This window comes from Endobacter medicaginis (assembly GCF_014192375.1).
GTDB lineage: Bacteria > Pseudomonadota > Alphaproteobacteria > Acetobacterales > Acetobacteraceae > Endobacter > Endobacter medicaginis.
Genome location: NZ_JACHXV010000002.1, coordinates 80967 through 96105 on the forward strand (window position 1 = coordinate 80967; position 15139 = coordinate 96105).

Consider the following 15139-nt stretch of genomic DNA (forward strand, 5'->3'; position numbering starts at 1 on the left):
GGAGCCGGGGCGGTCCCCGTTATCCCCGTTTTCCGCAGGCAACGAATCGGGCCGCGGCCGGGGTGGTGGCCTGTCTTGCGGCGCCACCGCCGCCTATGATCGGAACATGGCCCCCAAACCGCGCAAGCCGAGCTCCGCCTCTCCCACCGACCCGATCTGGCGGGGCGTGCGGCTGCGCCGGCTGCGCATCGGCGCCGACCCGGACGCACCACGCCGCGACGTCCGGATTCCTGCCCTGTGGGACGACGATGCCGGCGCGGCACTCGCAGCACTCGCGCCCGGCGAGGGAGCGGCCGACCTGCCGGAGGTGGTCGATGGCTGGGCGCTGGCTCTGGCCGAGCGCACCGAGCCGCACGACCCGGGCCCGATCGCGTGCGCGCTGGCCGATGCCATCCTGTGTCGCCGCTTCGCGCCCGATGCCGCCTGCTGGCGGGGTGCGGCCCCACGCGGGTTCAGCCTGCGCCTGTCGGCCTTCACCGGTGGCGAGACCGCCGGCGCGGGCGGGACGTTCGATCTCGCCGGCTACGAGGCGGCGCTGGCGCTGATCGCGCGGCTGCTGCCGGGCGGCACCGAGGGCGGCGGGCAGCTCAGGCTGACCGATCTCGATGCAGCCCTCGCCGGCCTTGGTCTGGCCTATGACAGCGCTGCCGCCCGGGCGAGCGCTGCCGCGCTGGCCGCGATCGCCACCGCGCGGCTGGCCGGCGCCGAGGCGGCCGACGCACCGGTGCCGCGCGATTCGAGCCCGTTCGCGGAAGTGTTCCACGACGCGCCCGCCCCGCTCGCCGACGCGGCCGCGCGCGCCTGGCGGTCGGCGTCCGCGGCACCCGCCCGCAGGACGGGACGCTCCGCCCGTCACACCACCGTCGCCCGGCCCGACGCCGTCGATCCGGCCGAGACGGCGATCGAGGCACTGCTCGGGGTGGAGGCGCGCGGCATCGCGCCGGTCTTCGCGCCCGTCGCGCCGGATGGCAGCCTGCGCCGCTCCACCCTGGCCCGCCTCGCCGCGGCATCGATGACGCCCGAACAGGCGCTGGCGCGGATGCTGAGCGGCGATCCCGCGCCTCTGGTCGGCGAGCCACGCCGTCGCGCACCGGCGCATCTGGCGATGCATGCCGCGATCGCGCCGTTTCTCGACCTCGCGCCGCCGAAACCGCTGCAGCAGTTCGAGCTCGACCTCCCGCCTGGCGAGGCCGCGGCGCCCGCCGGGCGGCCACGCCGGCGGGAACTGTCCGCGCGGCACAAGGGCTTCACGCAGAAGGTGACGATCGGCGGCCACCGGCTGTTCCTGCGCACCGGCGAGTATGACGATGGCAGCCTCGGCGAGATCGAGGTGCTGCCCGCCCGCGAGGGCGCCGCGCTGCGCGGTGCGATCGAGGCCTTCGCGCAGGCGGTGACGATCGCCCTGCAATATGGCGTGCCGCTCGATGCGTTCGTCGACGGATTCGCCCATGCCCGGTTCGGCGGCTCGGCGGGCCCGGTCGAGGGCGATCCGCAGATCGCCCAGGCCTCCTCGGTGCCCGATTACGTGTTCCGCACGCTGGCGGCGCATTATCTCGGGCGCACCATCGCCGATCCGTCGGCAGAGGCGACCGAGGGCGAAACTCCGCTGCTGCCGATGGCGTTGCCGATCGAGCCGCCGGTGCCTCCGCCCCCCGGCCGCCGACGTGGCCGTCCTTCCCTGCGACTGGTGAGCTGAATGCCTGAAATCGAAACGCCGGATTCACGTCTCGCCGCGCTCGGCATCGCTCTGCCGGTGCCCGCCGCGCCCGTCGCCAACTATGTCGCGGCCGTGAGCGAGGGCAGTGTGCTCGTCATCTCCGGGCAGTTGCCGCTGGTCGAGGGCAAGCTGCTCTGCACCGGGCTGCTGGGCGGAACGGTCGAGATCGATCAGGCGGTGATCGCGGCGCGGGCCTGCATGATCAACGTCATCGCGCAGGCGAAGGCCGCACTCGGCGATCTCGGCCGGGTGCGTCGCGTACTGCGTCTGGGCGGGTTCATCGCCGCGACGGCGGAATTCACCCAGCACGCGACGGTGATGAACGGCGCCTCCGACCTCGCAGTGGCCGTGTTCGGCGAGGCCGGACGGCATGCGCGCAGCACGATCGGCGTGGCCTCGCTGCCGCTCGGCGCCCCGGTGGAAGTCGAAGCGCTGTTCGCGATCGACTGAGCCACGCGGTTGGCGGAATTCACGCTCGAACTGCACGAGGCGATCGCCGGGATCGACGCCGCGGACTGGGATCTGTGCGCCGGTACCGATAATCCGTTCGTCAGCCACGGTTTTCTCAGCGCCATCGAGGAGAGCGGCTCGACCGGACGGCGGACCGGCTGGCTGCCGCGTCATGCGACCCTGCGCGATGCGTCAGGCGTGCTGGTCGCCGCCGCACCGCTCTACGCCAAGCTGCATTCCTACGGCGAATACGTGTTCGACCACGGCTGGGCACGGGCCTACGAGCAGGCGGGAGGACGATATTATCCCAAGCTGCAGGCGGCGGTGCCGTTCAGCCCGGTACCGGGCCCCCGCCTGCTGGTACGCCCCGGTGAGGACGCCGGGCGGGTGCGTCGCCATCTGGCAGCCGGCATCGCCCAGGTGACGGGAGAACTCGGCCTGTCATCGGCACATGTCACTTTCTGCACCGACACGGAACAACAGGACCTCACGGGCGACGGCTGGCTGCCGCGACTCGGGCTGCAATATCACTGGCACAATCAGGGCTACGGAAGTTTCGACGATTTTCTCGGCGCGCTCGCGTCACGCAAGCGCAAGTCGCTGCGCCGCGAGCGACGCGAGGCACAGGGCGCGGGGCTGACGTTCCGCACGCTGCGCGGCAGCGCGATCAGCCCCGCCGACTGGGCGGCGTTCTACGAATTCTATACGTCGACCGTCGATCGCAAATGGGGCAGCGCCTACCTCACCGAGGCATTCTTCCCGCTGTTGGGCGAGCGCCTCGGTGAGCGGGTGGTGCTGATGATGGCCGACGATCGCGGCACGCCGGTCGCGGGCGCGCTCAACCTGCTCGGCGGTGACACGCTGTATGGCCGCAACTGGGGCTGCCGGGGCGAATGGCCGTTCCTGCATTTCGAGCTGTGCTATTATCGGGCGATCGATTTCGCCATCTCGCAGGGGCTGTCGCGCGTCGAGGCCGGCGCGCAGGGCGAGCACAAGATCCAGCGCGGCTATCTTCCGGTGCCGACCCATTCGGCGCATTTCATCGCCGATCCGGCCCTGCGCCGGGCGGTAGCGGGATTTCTCGACGTCGAACGCCCCGCGATCCTGGCCGAGATCGCGGAGCTGGAGACGTTGTCGCCCTATCGCAGCGAGGCGGAGGGTTAACCCGCGATGATCGCGGCGCGGAGATTCTCGTCGATCTTGGCGAGGAAATCCTCTGTGGTCAGCCATTTCTGCTCGGGGCCGATCAGGATGGCGAGATCCTTGGTCATGAAACCGCTCTCGACGGTCTCCACGCACACGCGCTCGAGCGTCTCGGCAAACTTCGTCACCTCGGGGGTCCCGTCGAACTGGCCGCGATAGATCAGGCCGCGGGTCCAGGCGAAGATCGAGGCGATCGGGTTGGTCGAGGTCGCACGGCCCTTCTGATGCTCGCGATAGTGGCGCGTCACCGTGCCGTGGGCGGCCTCGGCCTCCACGGTCTTGCCGTCGGGCGCGAGCAGAACCGAGGTCATCAGCCCGAGGCTGCCAAAGCCCTGGGCCACGATGTCGCTCTCGACGTCGCCGTCATAGTTCTTGCAGGCCCAGACATAGCCGCCGCTCCACTTGAGCGCGGCAGCGACCATGTCGTCGATCAGCCGGTGCTCGTAGGTCAGCCCGAGCGCGTCATACTGCGCCTTGTATTCGGCGTCGAAGATGGCCTGGAACGTGTCCTTGAACATGCCGTCATAGGCTTTGAGGATGGTGTTCTTGGTGGACAGGTACACCGGCAGCTTGCGTGACAGGCCATAGTTGAAAGTCGCGCGCGCAAAACCCTCGATGGAGGCGAGGGTGTTGTGGATGCCGAGTGCGACGCCCGTGCCCTTGAAATCATGCACCTCGAGTTCGACCGGGGCGGAGCCGTCGGCGGGCTTGTAGACCAGCGACACGGTGCCGGGAGCCGCGATCTTGGTCTCGGTGGCACGGTAGATGTCGCCATAGGCATGGCGGCCGATGACGATCGGCTTGTCCCAGTGCGGCACCAGACGCGGCACGTTGCGACAGACGATCGGCTCGCGGAAAATGGTGCCGTCGAGGATGTTGCGGATGGTGCCGTTGGGGCTGCGCCACATCTTCTTCAGCCCGAATTCGGCCACGCGGGCCTCGTCGGGGGTGATGGTGGCGCATTTGACGCCGACGCCATACTGCTTGATCGCGTTGGCGGCGTCGACCGTCACTTGGTCGTCGGTCTGGTCGCGATATTCGATGCCGAGATCATAGTATTTCAGGTCGATATCGAGATAGGGCAGGATCAACCGGTCCTTGATGAAGGCCCAGATGATGCGGGTCATCTCGTCGCCGTCGAGCTCGACGACCGGGTTCTTCACCTTGATTTTCGCGAAATCCGCCATGTACCCCCCCTTCTTCGGCACGCTGACTGCGCACCGGCCGGACCCTGTGTCCGTCGCTTGGTTAACCAACAGGCGCGAAAAATAAGGACCGCCGGCCGGATGTGTCCAGCCATGCGGCCCTGATTTTCGGCGGCCCGTATGGGCGCGTGGGTGCGGATCAGTCGGCGGCTTCGTTCTCGTCGGGCGACACCAGCATGGCGTTGGCAACCACGCCGGCCTGCTCGCGCACACGCTTTTCAATCGACGACGCGATATCGGGATGATCGCGCAGGAACTGCTTTGCGTTCTCGCGCCCCTGGCCGATCCGCTGGCTGTCGCAACTGAACCACGCGCCCGATTTCTCGACGATTCCGGCCTTCACGCCGAGATCGATCAACTCGCCCATCTTGCTGACGCCCTCGCCGTACATGATGTCGAACTCGACCTGCCGGAACGGCGGCGCCATCTTGTTCTTGACGACCTTTACACGGGTCTGGTTGCCCACCACCTCGTCTCGTTCCTTGATCGCGCCGATGCGGCGGATGTCGAGCCGGACCGAGGCATAAAATTTCAGCGCGTTGCCACCGGTGGTGGTCTCGGGGTTGCCGAACATCACGCCGATCTTCAGACGAATCTGGTTGAGAAAGATCATCATCGTGTTCGAGCGTGAGACCGTGCCGGTCAGCTTGCGCAGTGCCTGGCTCATCAGGCGCGCATGCAAGCCGACATGGCTGTCGCCCATGTCGCCCTCGAGCTCGGCACGCGGCACCAGGGCGGCGACCGAATCGATCACGAGCACATCGATCGCCTCCGAGCGGACCAGCGTGTCGGCGATCTCGAGCGCCTGCTCGCCGGCGTCTGGCTGGCTGATGAGCAGATTGTCGACATCCACGCCGAGCTTGCGGGCATAGCCGGGATCGAGCGCATGCTCGGCGTCGATGAAGGCGCAGGTGCCGCCAAGCTTCTGCGCTTCGGCGATCGCATGCAGCGCCAGCGTGGTCTTGCCCGAGCTTTCCGGCCCGTAGATTTCGATGATGCGGCCGCGCGGCAGGCCACCGATCCCGAGCGCGATGTCGAGCCCGAGCGATCCGGTCGACACCACCTCGACCTGCTCGTTGGAGCGCTGCCCCATCCTCATCACCGAGCCCTTGCCGAATGCCCGCTCGATCTGCGTCAGCGCGCCCTCGAGAGCCTTGACCTTGTCCATACCAAACTCCCGATTTCGCCCGAGGCGTCTGAAAGCGACGTCACGGCATCGACCCTCTCATGCCACGAGGACCAACGCCACACCCGATTCGCGGCGTCATCCTAGCGCCTCGACGAGGCCCCGACCAGCGCCGTGTTCACTCATTGTTCCGGCAAGCCTAGGAATGGTGTCACCCGGCCGTGCCGGAGCGTCTCTGTCGCCAGACGAAGGCGATGATCGCGGCGACGGCCTGAAAATGCTCGTGCGGGATCTCGGTATCGAGTTCGAGCCGATGCAGTGCGCGCGCCAGCGGCGGATTGGGCACCAGCGGCACATTCGCCTTGCGCGCCGCCTCGCGGATTCGCGCAGCGACCTCGTCGACGCCCTTGGCGACGATCTTCGGCGCGCCCTGCCCGCCTTTGTCATAAGCTAGCGCCACCGCGTAATGGGTCGGATTGGTGATCACCACCGCGGCCTTCGGGACCTCGTCGAGCATCCGCCTGCGCGCACGACGCTGGCGCAGGGCGCGGATGCGGCCCTTGATATGCGGATCACCTTCGGTCTCCTTGAACTCGTCGCGCTGTTCCTGACGCGTCATCTTCAGCTTTGACAGCCGCCGCCAGCGCACCCATCCAAGATCGAGCACCGCGATCAGCGCCTGCAGTCCGACGATCTCGACCAGCGCGCGGAACAGCAGGCGGCCGAACAGGCCCAGCATCGACGCGGGATCGAGGCTGACAAGCCGGCCGACCTCCGGCACCGCCGCTGCCGCGCAGGACCAGATCACCACGGCGAACGCGCCGAGCTTGAGCAGCGCCTTGAACGCCTCGACCAGCGTTTCGCCACCAAAAATGCGTCCGATGCCCGACAGCGGGCTGATGCGGGAGAATTGCGGCATCAGCGCCTGCGGCCGCAGCGACAGACCGCTCTGCAACAACCCGATCGCGAGGGTGCCGAGCGCGGAGGCGAGCAGCAGCGGCAGGAACGGCATCATGTCGTGGGTCAGAAGCGACCGCATGAGCGGGCGCAGGCCACCTCGCGCCACATCGACCTGGCCTAGATTTCCCAGCAGACCGGCCATCGACCGGGCCAGTGCCGCAACCGCGGACGGCAGGCTCGCCAAGGCCGCCGCCCCCGCCGCCGCCAGCATGGCGAGCATGCCGAGTTCGCGCGAGATCGCCAGATTGCCGTCCCTGCGCGCCTGTTCGAGGCGCCTGGCGGATGGGGCCTCCGTACGGTCCTCGCCCTCGGCCATCAGCCCGCCCCCGATCCGGGCAGGAGCCCCCAGCCGGACTGTACGGCCCCGGTCCAGACACCGACGAGCGACGAGATCAGCATCGCCGACAGGAGCAGGCCACCGAGGAGCTGCAGGGGCGCGGTGAAGTTGCCAACCTGCATCGACGGCACCAGCCGGCCGAGAACGCCGATCACGGTCTGCAACAGGGCGGCCGCAATCACGAACGGAGCAGCGAGTTGCAGCGCGAGCGCGAATGCCCGGGCAGTCGCCTCGGTGACCTCCGCGGCCATGTCGCCCATCCGCGGCGGACCCGACAGCAGGAAACCGGGTGCGAGCAGGTGATAGCTGCCGGCGAGCGCCGAGATCGGCAGGGTATAAAGACCGGAAACCAGCACCAGTACCGGCACGGCCAGCGACATCATCCGGCTCAGCCCGGTCGTCTGCGCGCCGAGCGCCGGGTCGGGGTTGAGCACGCTGGCCAGGCCAATCATGGTCGACATCAACTGCCCGGCGATCGGCAACGCCATCCCGATCAGCCGCGCCAGCCAGCCCAGCACACCGCCGGCAAGCAATTCACCGGCCACCAACGCCAGCAGTGCCGCCGGCGCGCCTGGCGGATCGGGCAGCAGCGGCAGGACCGCCGGCATCAGCACCAGGCTCATGGCGAGGGCCAGCCCGGCACGCACCGTTATCGGCGCCTCGCTCTCGCCCAGACCAGGCAGCAGCATCACCGCTGCGCTCACCCGGCACACGGTGAGCATGAAGCCGAAGGCGAGCGGGGTGAGCGCGCCAAGCACCGGCAAGTCAGCTCCCACCGGTGGTCACCAGATGCTCGAAGATGCGGTGGCTGTAGTCGTCGAGTGTGGTGAACATGAACGGACCGACCAGCAGCAGCACGCCACCCACCGCCAGCACCTTGGGCACGAAGGCGAGCGTCGCCTCGTTGATCTGGGTGACGGCCTGGATGAACGACACCACCAGCCCCACCACGAGTGCCGCGATCAGCGGCGGCCCGACCAGCTTGACCACGACGATGAAGAGATCGCGCATCATCAGCGCGACATCGGCTTCCTGCATCAGGCCCTCCTGGCCTCGTCCCGCCGGCCCGGATCGGGCCGGACCGGGTCAGATCGACATGCGCATGATGTCCTGATAGGCCTGCACCACGCGATCGCGGATCACGGTGGTGGTCTGCAGCGCGAGCTGTGCGCGCGACACAGCGGTCACGACATCGGTAAGGCTGGCTTCCCCGTTCAAGGCTGCGACCGTCTGCTGATCGGCCTGGTGGCCGGTATCGACGGCGCCCTGCAACGCCCCCTGGAGGGTCGCGCCGAAGCTCGACAGCCCGGATGAGGCATCGGTGCCGCTGGCAGTGGAGCGTTCGATGCGGCCATAGGCGGCAGATGCGAACTGCGAGAGCGAGGATGCGGCGCGGTCAATCATTTCAGCAGGTCGATCGTGCGGTTGAGCATGGTTCGGGTCATCTGCATGACGTTGAGATTGGCGCTGTAGGACCGTTCGGCTTCGCGCATGTCCATCATCTCGACGAAGCTGTTGACGTTCGGCGTCTTGACGTAACCATCAGCGTTCGCCGCCGGGTGCGATGGATCGTAACGGGTGCCGAAATCGGAATTGTCGCGACCGACGGTGGAGACCTCGACGAGCGGTGTTCCCGCCTGATCGACAACGTCGCGGAATGTCACCGTCTTGCGTCGGTATGGGTCCGCCCCCGGCGCCGAGCCGGTCGTGTCCTGATTGGCGAGATTCTCGGCGATCACGCGCAGGCGCGTCGTCTGAGCATCCATTGCGGAAGCGGAGATATCGAACAGGGAGCCGATGTCCATCTAGGCGTTTCCTCTGCCGTGTCGGGCGCCGAGGCCGATCATCGGCCCAGAACCGTCGAATACATCTGCATGACCTTCGAATAGAGCGAGGTGGTCATGCGCTGGTCGCTGTCATTGCCGGCGATTTCGGTGAGCTGCTGCTGGAGCGAGATGGCGTTGCCGTCCGGCGCGCGCTCATGCGCGACGGTCTGCACACCGGCGATCCCGGAACCGGAATCGATCGAAAAATGCGCCGGATCGGTACGCGCGGCCTGCATCGTGATCTGCGAAAGCTGGTCGGCAAAAGGGCTGACGTCGCGGGAGACGTAGCCGGGCGTATCGGAATTGGCGACGTTGGCGGCCAGCACCTGCTGGCGCGCGTCGAGCCATTGCAGGCGACGCGCCGCGAGATCCAGCACGCCGCCGGCGCCTGATGACCCGACCGCCACATCCGATCGCGGATTTGAACCGACTTCCAGCATCTCGAGCCTCCGTGCCGCCAATCTGGCCGCAAAAGACTGCGAAAACGTTAACGCTGCCGAACAATGCCGAAAGGGCGCGACCGGCGCGGGTGTTCACCTTCCCTTAACCGGTCCAAGGCAATGCTGGTGCCTCCGCAACGCCCGGCAAAAGGCCGCGCCCGATGACGACATCGACGCTCTGTTCCGCCACCGCCTTCCTCCTGCTGCTGATCGCCGCCGCCATCGTGCTGCGGCGGCGCGGCACATCGTGGCGGGGGATGCTGCGCCCGCCTGCCGCCAGGCCACGGCGACTGCGGGTGGTGGAAACCCTGGCCCTGGACCCGAAACGGCGGGTGCTGCTCATCGACTGCGCGGGGCGCGAGATCGCCGTACTCGTCGGCGGCGGTACCGACCTGCTGCTGGGCGACTGCGCGCCTGCATTCGCGGCCCTGGTCGCCGAGGGTCTGTCGTGATGCGGCGGCTCATGCTGCCGGTCCTGCTGGCCGGGCTGCTGCTGTTGCTGCCCGAGGCGGCTCGGGCGCAGGCCTTCTCGATCGATCTCGGGCACAATGACGCCGGCACCACCAGCCGGCTGGTGCAGCTCACCGCGCTGATCACGCTGCTGTCGCTGGCGCCGAGCCTGCTGGTGATGGTCACCGCCTTCACCCGCATCATCATCGTGCTGTCGCTGCTGCGCAGCGCGCTGAGCGCGCAGGGCACGCCGCCGAACACGGTGCTGATCGGGCTGGCGCTGTTCCTGACCTTCTTCGTGATGGAACCCGCCCTGTCGCAGGCCTGGGCGAACGGGATCGTGCCGATGATGCAGGGCCAGATCGCCGAACTCGACGGGCTGCGTGCGGCGGCCTCACCGTTTCACCACTTCATGATCGCCAATATCAGGCCCGACGATCTCGCCCTGTTCCAGCACATCGCGAAACTGCCGGATGCGCCGCCCTCGGCCGACACCTCGTGGCGCGCGCTGGTGCCGGCCTTCATGATCGGAGAGCTGCGGCGCGGGTTCGAGATGGGGTTCCTGCTCTATCTGCCTTTTCTGGCCATCGACATCGTCGTCTCGTCGATCCTGATGAGCCTCGGCATGATGATGCTGCCACCGAGCGCGGTGTCGCTGCCGTTCAAGCTGATCTTCTTTGTCCTGATCGATGGCTGGCATCTGGTCGCCGGCAGCCTGGTCCAGAGCTTCGCACCGGGCTGAAGGCGAGCCAGGCGGGAATGCCCTACTTCGGCAGCTCGCGAGCGATGTAGGGGGGGAGGGCGAAGGAGGCGACGTGAACCTCCGGAGACCAGTAGCGGGTGGTGCCGAGGATGCCATCACGCTCGGCGCGCTCGGCGATGGTAGCGGCATCCTGGGTGCCGATCGCGTCACCCTTGGAGGCGTAGCCAAGCGTCATGAACCCACCGACATAGGTGGGCACGGCAGCGACATAGGCCGAGACATGCGGGAAGAACTGACGACGGCGCAGCGAGGTCTCGCGCAGCTCGTCGGCCTGCATGAACGGCACGCCGCACTGGTTGACGATCAGCCCCTCGGCGCTGAGCACACGCGCGCAGTTGGCATAGAACTCGTCGGTGAACAGCACTTCGCCGACGCCGATCGGATCGGTGCTGTCGACGATGATGACGTCGAACGCCCCGTCGGGCGCGCGACGGACATAGTCGATGCCGTCGCCGACGATGACTTCGGCGCGCGGATCATTCCAGGCATCGCCGGCGATGCCGGGGAGAAACTCCTTCGACAGGCGGATCACCTCGCCGTCGATCTCGACCATCACCGCGCGCGTCACACCACGATGGGCGAGCACGCGGCGCAGCACGCCGCCATCGCCGGCACCGATGATGAGCACGTTCTTCGCCGAGCCATGAGCGAGGATCGGCACATGGGTCAGCATTTCCTGATAGACGAACTCGTCGCGCTCCGTGATCTGGATGACGCCATCGAGTACCAGGACATTGCCGTGCGAACTGCTCTCGAAGACCACGATGTCCTGGAAATCGGAGGTCACCCGGGCGAGTTCGCGCCTGACCGCGAAGCGCTGGCCCCAGTCGGGATACAGGGTCTCGTTGATCCAGGAGTCGGCCATCGTCATCCTCTTGATGTGGTCGATAAACGAACACGCCGCCCGGTGATGCCGGGCGGCGTGTTGTGTGTCTTAGGCGAAGGTCGCTTGTCGCGGCCAGCGACAATTCAGCGACAGGCGTGCGCGATCAGAACACGCGGCCGCGACGCTGCTCGTCGAGATCGACGCGGCCGGCACGGAAGGTCTTCTGCATCACCGGGATGGCGATGTGCGGATCGCACGCGCCACACATGAAGATGTCGACGGCCGCGAAATTGCGCTCCGGCCAGGTGTGGATCGAGATGTGGCTTTCGGCCAGCACGACCACGCCCGACACGCCGCCATTGGGCGTGAAGTGATGGAAGTGGCTGTGCAGGATCGTCGCCCCCGCCGCCACCGCCGCCTCGCACAGGGTGCGGTCGATCAGCGCCGGATCGTCGAGGTTGGTGGCCTCCCACAGATCCACGAGGAGGTGAGTCCCCGCGAACTTCATCCCATCTTTTTCGACGAAATAATCCTTGCTTTCCTCGCCGGTCATCACCGGAAAGGACGCGGTCGAAATCTGGTTCTCGCTCGGGATATCCGAGACCATCCCCAGTTGAGCAAGTGCGTTCATCACGTACCCCCAAACCAGTAGATAGCCTGTTGGGCGGGATCGCCCCCTTGGGCCAAGGGGGCCGGAAATAGGACCCCCTGCCCCCCGATGCAAGAACTTTTCGTGTCAGCGGGCGGAATTTCACATTTCTCCGCGCAGTCTTGTCACGAGGGCCAGCAATCTCAGGCACTTGCCTCGCGCAGCACACGCAGGCCACCCTCGAGATCGGCAATCAGGTCGGCAGGATTCTCGAGACCGACATGGAAGCGGCACAGCGGCCCGACATGGCCGGTCGGATGGGTGCGGGTGGCCGGGCTGCGCGACGGCAGGGCGAGGCTCTCATAGCCGCCCCAGGATTCGCCCAGGCTGAACACGCCGAACGAGCCGACCATCGCATCCACCCCGGCATCGGTGAACGAGGGCGCGAACTCCACCCCAAACAGGCTGCTCGCGCCGGTGAAGTCGCGCCGCCAGAATTCATGCCCCGGACAATCCGGCAGCGCGGGATGCAGCACACGGGCCACCTCGGGCCGGCCAGCCAGCCAGCACGCGATCTCGAACGCGCTGCGCGACTGCTGGGCGAGGCGCACGCCCATGCTGCGCAGGCCGCGCAGGGTGAGCCAGCAATCATCGGCACTCGCGCACTGGCCGAGCTGGATCGCGCAGTCGCGCAGCGTGTGCCAGTCGTCGTCATCGGCCACCGTGATCGCGCCGAGGATCAGGTCAGCATGGCCGGAGGGGTATTTGGTCAGCGCCTGGATGGAGACGTCGACGCCGTGGCGGAAGGGCTGGAAAACGTGGATGCCCCAGGTATTGTCCATCAGCACCTTGACGCCATGCGCGTGCGCCGCTTCGGCAAGGGCGGGGATGTCCTGCACCTCGAACGTGTGCGAGCCGGGGCTTTCGGTGAACAGCACCTGCGTGCTGGGCCGGATCAGCGCGGTGATCCCGGCCGCGTCGGTCATCGGCGGATAGTAGGTCGTCTCCACCCCCATGCGGCGCAACAGCGTGTCGCAGAAGCGTCGTGTCGGGCCATAGACGCTGTCGGGCATGAGACAGTGGCCGCCGGCGCCGAGGAAGGCGAGCAGCGGCGTGGTGACGGCGGCGAGGCCGGAGACCACCGCCTGACAGTGCGTGCCGCCTTCGATCTCGGCGATCGCCTCCTCCAGCAGATGCTGGGTCGGATTGCCGGTCGCACCATAGCTGAGCTGGCCGCGGTAGCGCCCGCCCCAGGCCTCGCGCAGCGCGTCCATCGACGGGTAGAGCACCGTCGAGCCGCGCTCGACCGGCGCGTTGACGAAGCCGGTGCCGTCATGCGGGCGGCCGACCCGGGTGAGCCTGGTGTTGAGGTCCGCCCAGCCGGATCGGGACGCGGACGGATCGGTCATGCCGCGGCTCCTGTCTCGACCGGAGTGTCGCCACGCGCGCCCCATTCCGCCCAGGAGCCGTCATAGAGCGCGCCTTGCGGGAGTCCGGCCGAGACCAGCGCGAGGGTGAGCACCGAGGCGGTCATGCCCGAGCCGCAGGAGGTCACCACCGGGCGCGAGAGGGAAGTGCCTATACCGTGGGCGGCGAAGATCTCGCGCAGGCGCTCCGCCGGCAACAGGCGGGCCGGCCCGTCCAGCACTTCGGTGAAGGGCAGGCTGATGGCGCCGGGAATATGGCCCGAGCGCAGGCCGGGCCGCGGCTCGGGCGCGGTGCCGGTGAACCGCCCGGCGCTGCGGGCATCCAGTACGAGCGCGGGTGTGCCGTGCGCGATCGCGTCGCGCAGGTCGCCCAGCGCTGCGACGCGCGAGCCGCGCCAGGCGGGCGCAAGCCGGGCGGCGGCGGGTGTGGGCCCCTCGCCCTGCTCGACCGGCAGGCCGGCCGCGCGCCAGGCGGGCAGGCCGCCATCGAGTACCTGCACCCGGTCGAGGCCGAGCACGCCCAGCATCCACCAGCAGCGCGCCGCCCCGGCAATGCCGCGCTGGTCGTAGGCCACAACCCGCGAGGCGGGGCCGATGCCGAGACGTCCGACCGAGGCGGCGAACTGTGCCGGCGAGGCCAGCATATGGGGCAGGTCCGCGGCCGGATCGGAGAGGGCGTCGATGTCGAAGCGCAACGCGCCCGGCAGATGGGCTGCCACGAACTCCCCCTGCGGGTCGAAATTCTGGCCGGGCAGCACGGCGGTCGCATCGAGCAGCACCAGATCGGGCGCGTGCAGCAGATGCGCCAGCGCATCGGGTGCGATCAGCGGCGGGAGAGCGGGGTCGGGGATCGACACGAGAAGCACCTGGGGCGACGGGCGGAAGAGGCTGCCATCATCGCCGCTTGGTCAGTTCATCGCCAGCCCCTGCTGCGCGATGATCTCGCGCACCCGGCGCGCGGCGTTCGGGCCCTTGGCGGAGGCGCGCCACATCTGCTCGGCAACGCGCTGGTGGGAGCTGACCGCCTCGGGCGCGGAGGTGACCATGGCCACGCCGGTGGCCGACGCATAGCTCGAATCGGCCCGGAACGGGTTGATGGCGAGGGTGGCGCGATCGCGGTCGCGCATGATCGCGCAGTGCGACGAGGGCTCGATCGCGCCCAGGACGCTGAATTGCAACCCCATCGGCTCGGAGTCGAGCAGGTCGGCGATGCGGCCCATCTCTTCGGACGCGACCCGCCGCGCCGAGCGGCGCAGCTCGTCGGAGAGCGGCATGCCCTCGCCGACTCCGACCTTGAGCACGCGCTCGATCTGGGCCTCGGAGACCATCGCGATGATGCCGGGGCGCCGGTGCTGGTAGGTGCGCTTGCGCGACAGCATGATCTCCAGCACCTGCTCGCCGAGCGAGCGCTGCGTCGCGCGTTCCGGCCCGGCGAGCTCGGCGAGCTCGGTATAGGCGCGGGCGACGAGTTCGTCATAGGCATCGGAGGTGACGAGATAACAGAACGGATCGGATATCTGGAGGATCTGGTCAGCACTTTCCTCAAGCTGACGGAGACGTTCGAAGAAGCCGATGGTCCGGTTGTAATACTCGACGCCGATGCCCAGCAACGAGAGAGGCGAGATCTTGAGCAGCTCGGCAAGGCGCTGGACGGTGTCCAGCTTGATGACCTCGCCCTTCTCATATCGATAGAGTGCGGCACGAGAGACACCGAGACGCGCGGCGATCTCCTCGGCCCGCAAACCGGACTCCAGTCGAAAGGCCCGCAACTGCTGGCCGATCTCGTTAAGGCGCATCATCAATCCTCAAAGCGAACGCTC

The 15139-nt window shown here is 67.9% G+C and carries 18 protein-coding genes; 5 read left to right on the forward strand and 13 right to left on the reverse strand.

Annotated features, from left to right (window positions below):
• Window positions 1-106 precede the first annotated feature (106 nt).
• Genes FHR90_RS02445 through FHR90_RS02455 form a run of 3 tightly spaced genes read left to right on the forward strand, consistent with a single transcriptional unit; the run spans window position 107 to window position 3331 of the window.
• Window positions 107-1696, forward strand: coding sequence for a TSCPD domain-containing protein (locus FHR90_RS02445; RefSeq protein ID WP_183274703.1), 1590 nt, complete (start codon window positions 107-109; stop codon window positions 1694-1696).
• The gene (locus FHR90_RS02450; RefSeq protein WP_176622349.1) at window positions 1697-2167 is read left to right on the forward strand and encodes a RidA family protein; all 471 of its coding nucleotides are present in this window, start codon (window positions 1697-1699) and stop codon (window positions 2165-2167) included.
• A gap of 9 nt (window positions 2168-2176) precedes the next feature.
• Window positions 2177-3331 carry a GNAT family N-acetyltransferase gene (locus FHR90_RS02455; protein WP_176622347.1) on the forward strand — a complete coding sequence of 385 codons (1155 nt, stop codon included), beginning with the start codon at window positions 2177-2179 and terminating at the stop codon, window positions 3329-3331.
• On the opposite strand, the gene FHR90_RS02460 is transcribed toward FHR90_RS02455, so the two are convergent.
• The 8 genes from FHR90_RS02460 to FHR90_RS02495 all read right to left on the reverse strand — a co-directional run bounded on the left by FHR90_RS02460 (window position 3328) and on the right by FHR90_RS02495 (window position 9264).
• Window positions 3328-4557: an NADP-dependent isocitrate dehydrogenase gene (locus FHR90_RS02460; RefSeq protein WP_176622345.1), complete on the reverse strand. Its 1230-nt coding sequence runs from the start codon at window positions 4555-4557 to the stop codon at window positions 3328-3330. The two genes, FHR90_RS02455 and FHR90_RS02460, sit on opposite strands and share 4 nt — an antisense overlap.
• Window positions 4558-4714: 157 nt before the next feature.
• The gene (gene recA / locus FHR90_RS02465; RefSeq protein ID WP_176622343.1) at window positions 4715-5743 is read right to left on the reverse strand and encodes a recombinase RecA; all 1029 of its coding nucleotides are present in this window, start codon (window positions 5741-5743) and stop codon (window positions 4715-4717) included.
• A gap of 169 nt (window positions 5744-5912) precedes the next feature.
• Window positions 5913-6977 carry an EscU/YscU/HrcU family type III secretion system export apparatus switch protein gene (locus tag FHR90_RS02470; RefSeq protein ID WP_176622341.1) on the reverse strand — a complete coding sequence of 355 codons (1065 nt, stop codon included), beginning with the start codon at window positions 6975-6977 and terminating at the stop codon, window positions 5913-5915.
• Entirely contained in the window at window positions 6977-7756 is a 780-nt protein-coding gene (locus FHR90_RS02475) for a flagellar biosynthetic protein FliR (RefSeq protein ID WP_266152819.1), read from the reverse strand. The genes FHR90_RS02470 and FHR90_RS02475 overlap by 1 nt, the downstream gene beginning before the upstream one ends.
• A 7-nt stretch (window positions 7757-7763) precedes the next feature.
• Window positions 7764-8036 carry a flagellar biosynthesis protein FliQ gene (gene fliQ / locus FHR90_RS02480; protein ID WP_176622337.1) on the reverse strand — a complete coding sequence of 91 codons (273 nt, stop codon included), beginning with the start codon at window positions 8034-8036 and terminating at the stop codon, window positions 7764-7766.
• A 48-nt stretch (window positions 8037-8084) separates the two neighbouring features.
• On the reverse strand, window positions 8085-8402 hold the full coding sequence (gene fliE / locus FHR90_RS02485) for a flagellar hook-basal body complex protein FliE (protein ID WP_176622335.1): 318 nt from the start codon (window positions 8400-8402) through the stop codon (window positions 8085-8087).
• On the reverse strand, window positions 8399-8803 hold the full coding sequence (flgC, locus tag FHR90_RS02490; RefSeq protein WP_176622333.1) for a flagellar basal body rod protein FlgC: 405 nt from the start codon (window positions 8801-8803) through the stop codon (window positions 8399-8401). The genes fliE and flgC overlap by 4 nt, the downstream gene beginning before the upstream one ends.
• Window positions 8804-8841: 38 nt before the next feature.
• On the reverse strand, window positions 8842-9264 hold the full coding sequence (locus FHR90_RS02495; protein WP_176622331.1) for a flagellar basal body rod protein FlgB: 423 nt from the start codon (window positions 9262-9264) through the stop codon (window positions 8842-8844).
• 161 nt (window positions 9265-9425) lie between these two features.
• Between FHR90_RS02495 and FHR90_RS02500 the strand changes: the two genes are divergently transcribed.
• Both FHR90_RS02500 and fliP read left to right on the forward strand, forming a co-directional pair.
• Window positions 9426-9716 (forward strand): flagellar biosynthetic protein FliO, encoded by a 291-nt coding sequence (locus FHR90_RS02500; protein ID WP_176622329.1) that lies wholly within the window; start codon window positions 9426-9428, stop codon window positions 9714-9716.
• Window positions 9716-10456, forward strand: coding sequence for a flagellar type III secretion system pore protein FliP (gene fliP / locus FHR90_RS02505; protein WP_176622327.1), 741 nt, complete (start codon window positions 9716-9718; stop codon window positions 10454-10456). Before FHR90_RS02500 ends, fliP begins: the two co-directional genes overlap by 1 nt.
• 22 nt (window positions 10457-10478) lie before the next feature.
• On the opposite strand, the gene speE is transcribed toward fliP, so the two are convergent.
• The 5 genes from speE to FHR90_RS02530 form a co-directional block, all read right to left on the reverse strand.
• Window positions 10479-11342 carry a polyamine aminopropyltransferase gene (gene speE / locus FHR90_RS02510; RefSeq protein WP_176622325.1) on the reverse strand — a complete coding sequence of 288 codons (864 nt, stop codon included), beginning with the start codon at window positions 11340-11342 and terminating at the stop codon, window positions 10479-10481.
• A gap of 124 nt (window positions 11343-11466) precedes the next feature.
• Window positions 11467-11934: an adenosylmethionine decarboxylase gene (gene speD / locus FHR90_RS02515; RefSeq protein WP_176622323.1), complete on the reverse strand. Its 468-nt coding sequence runs from the start codon at window positions 11932-11934 to the stop codon at window positions 11467-11469.
• Between the two features lie 161 nt (window positions 11935-12095).
• Window positions 12096-13301, reverse strand: a complete 1206-nt coding sequence (gene metC, locus FHR90_RS02520) for a cystathionine beta-lyase (protein WP_176622321.1) — start codon at window positions 13299-13301, stop codon at window positions 12096-12098.
• Window positions 13298-14176: a rhodanese-like domain-containing protein gene (locus FHR90_RS02525; RefSeq protein ID WP_266152817.1), complete on the reverse strand. Its 879-nt coding sequence runs from the start codon at window positions 14174-14176 to the stop codon at window positions 13298-13300. Before FHR90_RS02525 ends, metC begins: the two co-directional genes overlap by 4 nt.
• A gap of 51 nt (window positions 14177-14227) precedes the next feature.
• Window positions 14228-15115, reverse strand: coding sequence for a helix-turn-helix domain-containing protein (locus FHR90_RS02530; RefSeq protein WP_176623717.1), 888 nt, complete (start codon window positions 15113-15115; stop codon window positions 14228-14230).
• Window positions 15116-15139: the final 24 nt, after the last annotated feature.

Bases quoted from the DNA above. Each gene is read 5' to 3' on its own strand.
- fliE (WP_176622335.1), bottom strand. From the start codon at position 8,402: ATGATTGACCGCGCCGCATCCTCGCTCTCGCAGTTCGCATCTGCCGCC.
- FHR90_RS02445 (WP_183274703.1), top strand. From the start codon at position 107: ATGGCCCCCAAACCGCGCAAGCCGAGCTCCGCCTCTCCCACCGACCCG.
- metC (WP_176622321.1), bottom strand. From the start codon at position 13,301: ATGACCGATCCGTCCGCGTCCCGATCCGGCTGGGCGGACCTCAACACC.
- FHR90_RS02450 (WP_176622349.1), top strand. From the start codon at position 1,697: ATGCCTGAAATCGAAACGCCGGATTCACGTCTCGCCGCGCTCGGCATC.
- FHR90_RS02470 (WP_176622341.1), bottom strand. From the start codon at position 6,977: ATGGCCGAGGGCGAGGACCGTACGGAGGCCCCATCCGCCAGGCGCCTC.
- FHR90_RS02500 (WP_176622329.1), top strand. From the start codon at position 9,426: ATGACGACATCGACGCTCTGTTCCGCCACCGCCTTCCTCCTGCTGCTG.
- FHR90_RS02495 (WP_176622331.1), bottom strand. From the start codon at position 9,264: ATGCTGGAAGTCGGTTCAAATCCGCGATCGGATGTGGCGGTCGGGTCA.
- speE (WP_176622325.1), bottom strand. From the start codon at position 11,342: ATGGCCGACTCCTGGATCAACGAGACCCTGTATCCCGACTGGGGCCAG.
- recA (WP_176622343.1), bottom strand. From the start codon at position 5,743: ATGGACAAGGTCAAGGCTCTCGAGGGCGCGCTGACGCAGATCGAGCGG.
- fliQ (WP_176622337.1), bottom strand. From the start codon at position 8,036: ATGCAGGAAGCCGATGTCGCGCTGATGATGCGCGATCTCTTCATCGTC.
- fliP (WP_176622327.1), top strand. From the start codon at position 9,716: ATGCGGCGGCTCATGCTGCCGGTCCTGCTGGCCGGGCTGCTGCTGTTG.
- flgC (WP_176622333.1), bottom strand. From the start codon at position 8,803: ATGGACATCGGCTCCCTGTTCGATATCTCCGCTTCCGCAATGGATGCT.
- FHR90_RS02460 (WP_176622345.1), bottom strand. From the start codon at position 4,557: ATGGCGGATTTCGCGAAAATCAAGGTGAAGAACCCGGTCGTCGAGCTC.
- FHR90_RS02530 (WP_176623717.1), bottom strand. From the start codon at position 15,115: ATGCGCCTTAACGAGATCGGCCAGCAGTTGCGGGCCTTTCGACTGGAG.
- speD (WP_176622323.1), bottom strand. From the start codon at position 11,934: ATGAACGCACTTGCTCAACTGGGGATGGTCTCGGATATCCCGAGCGAG.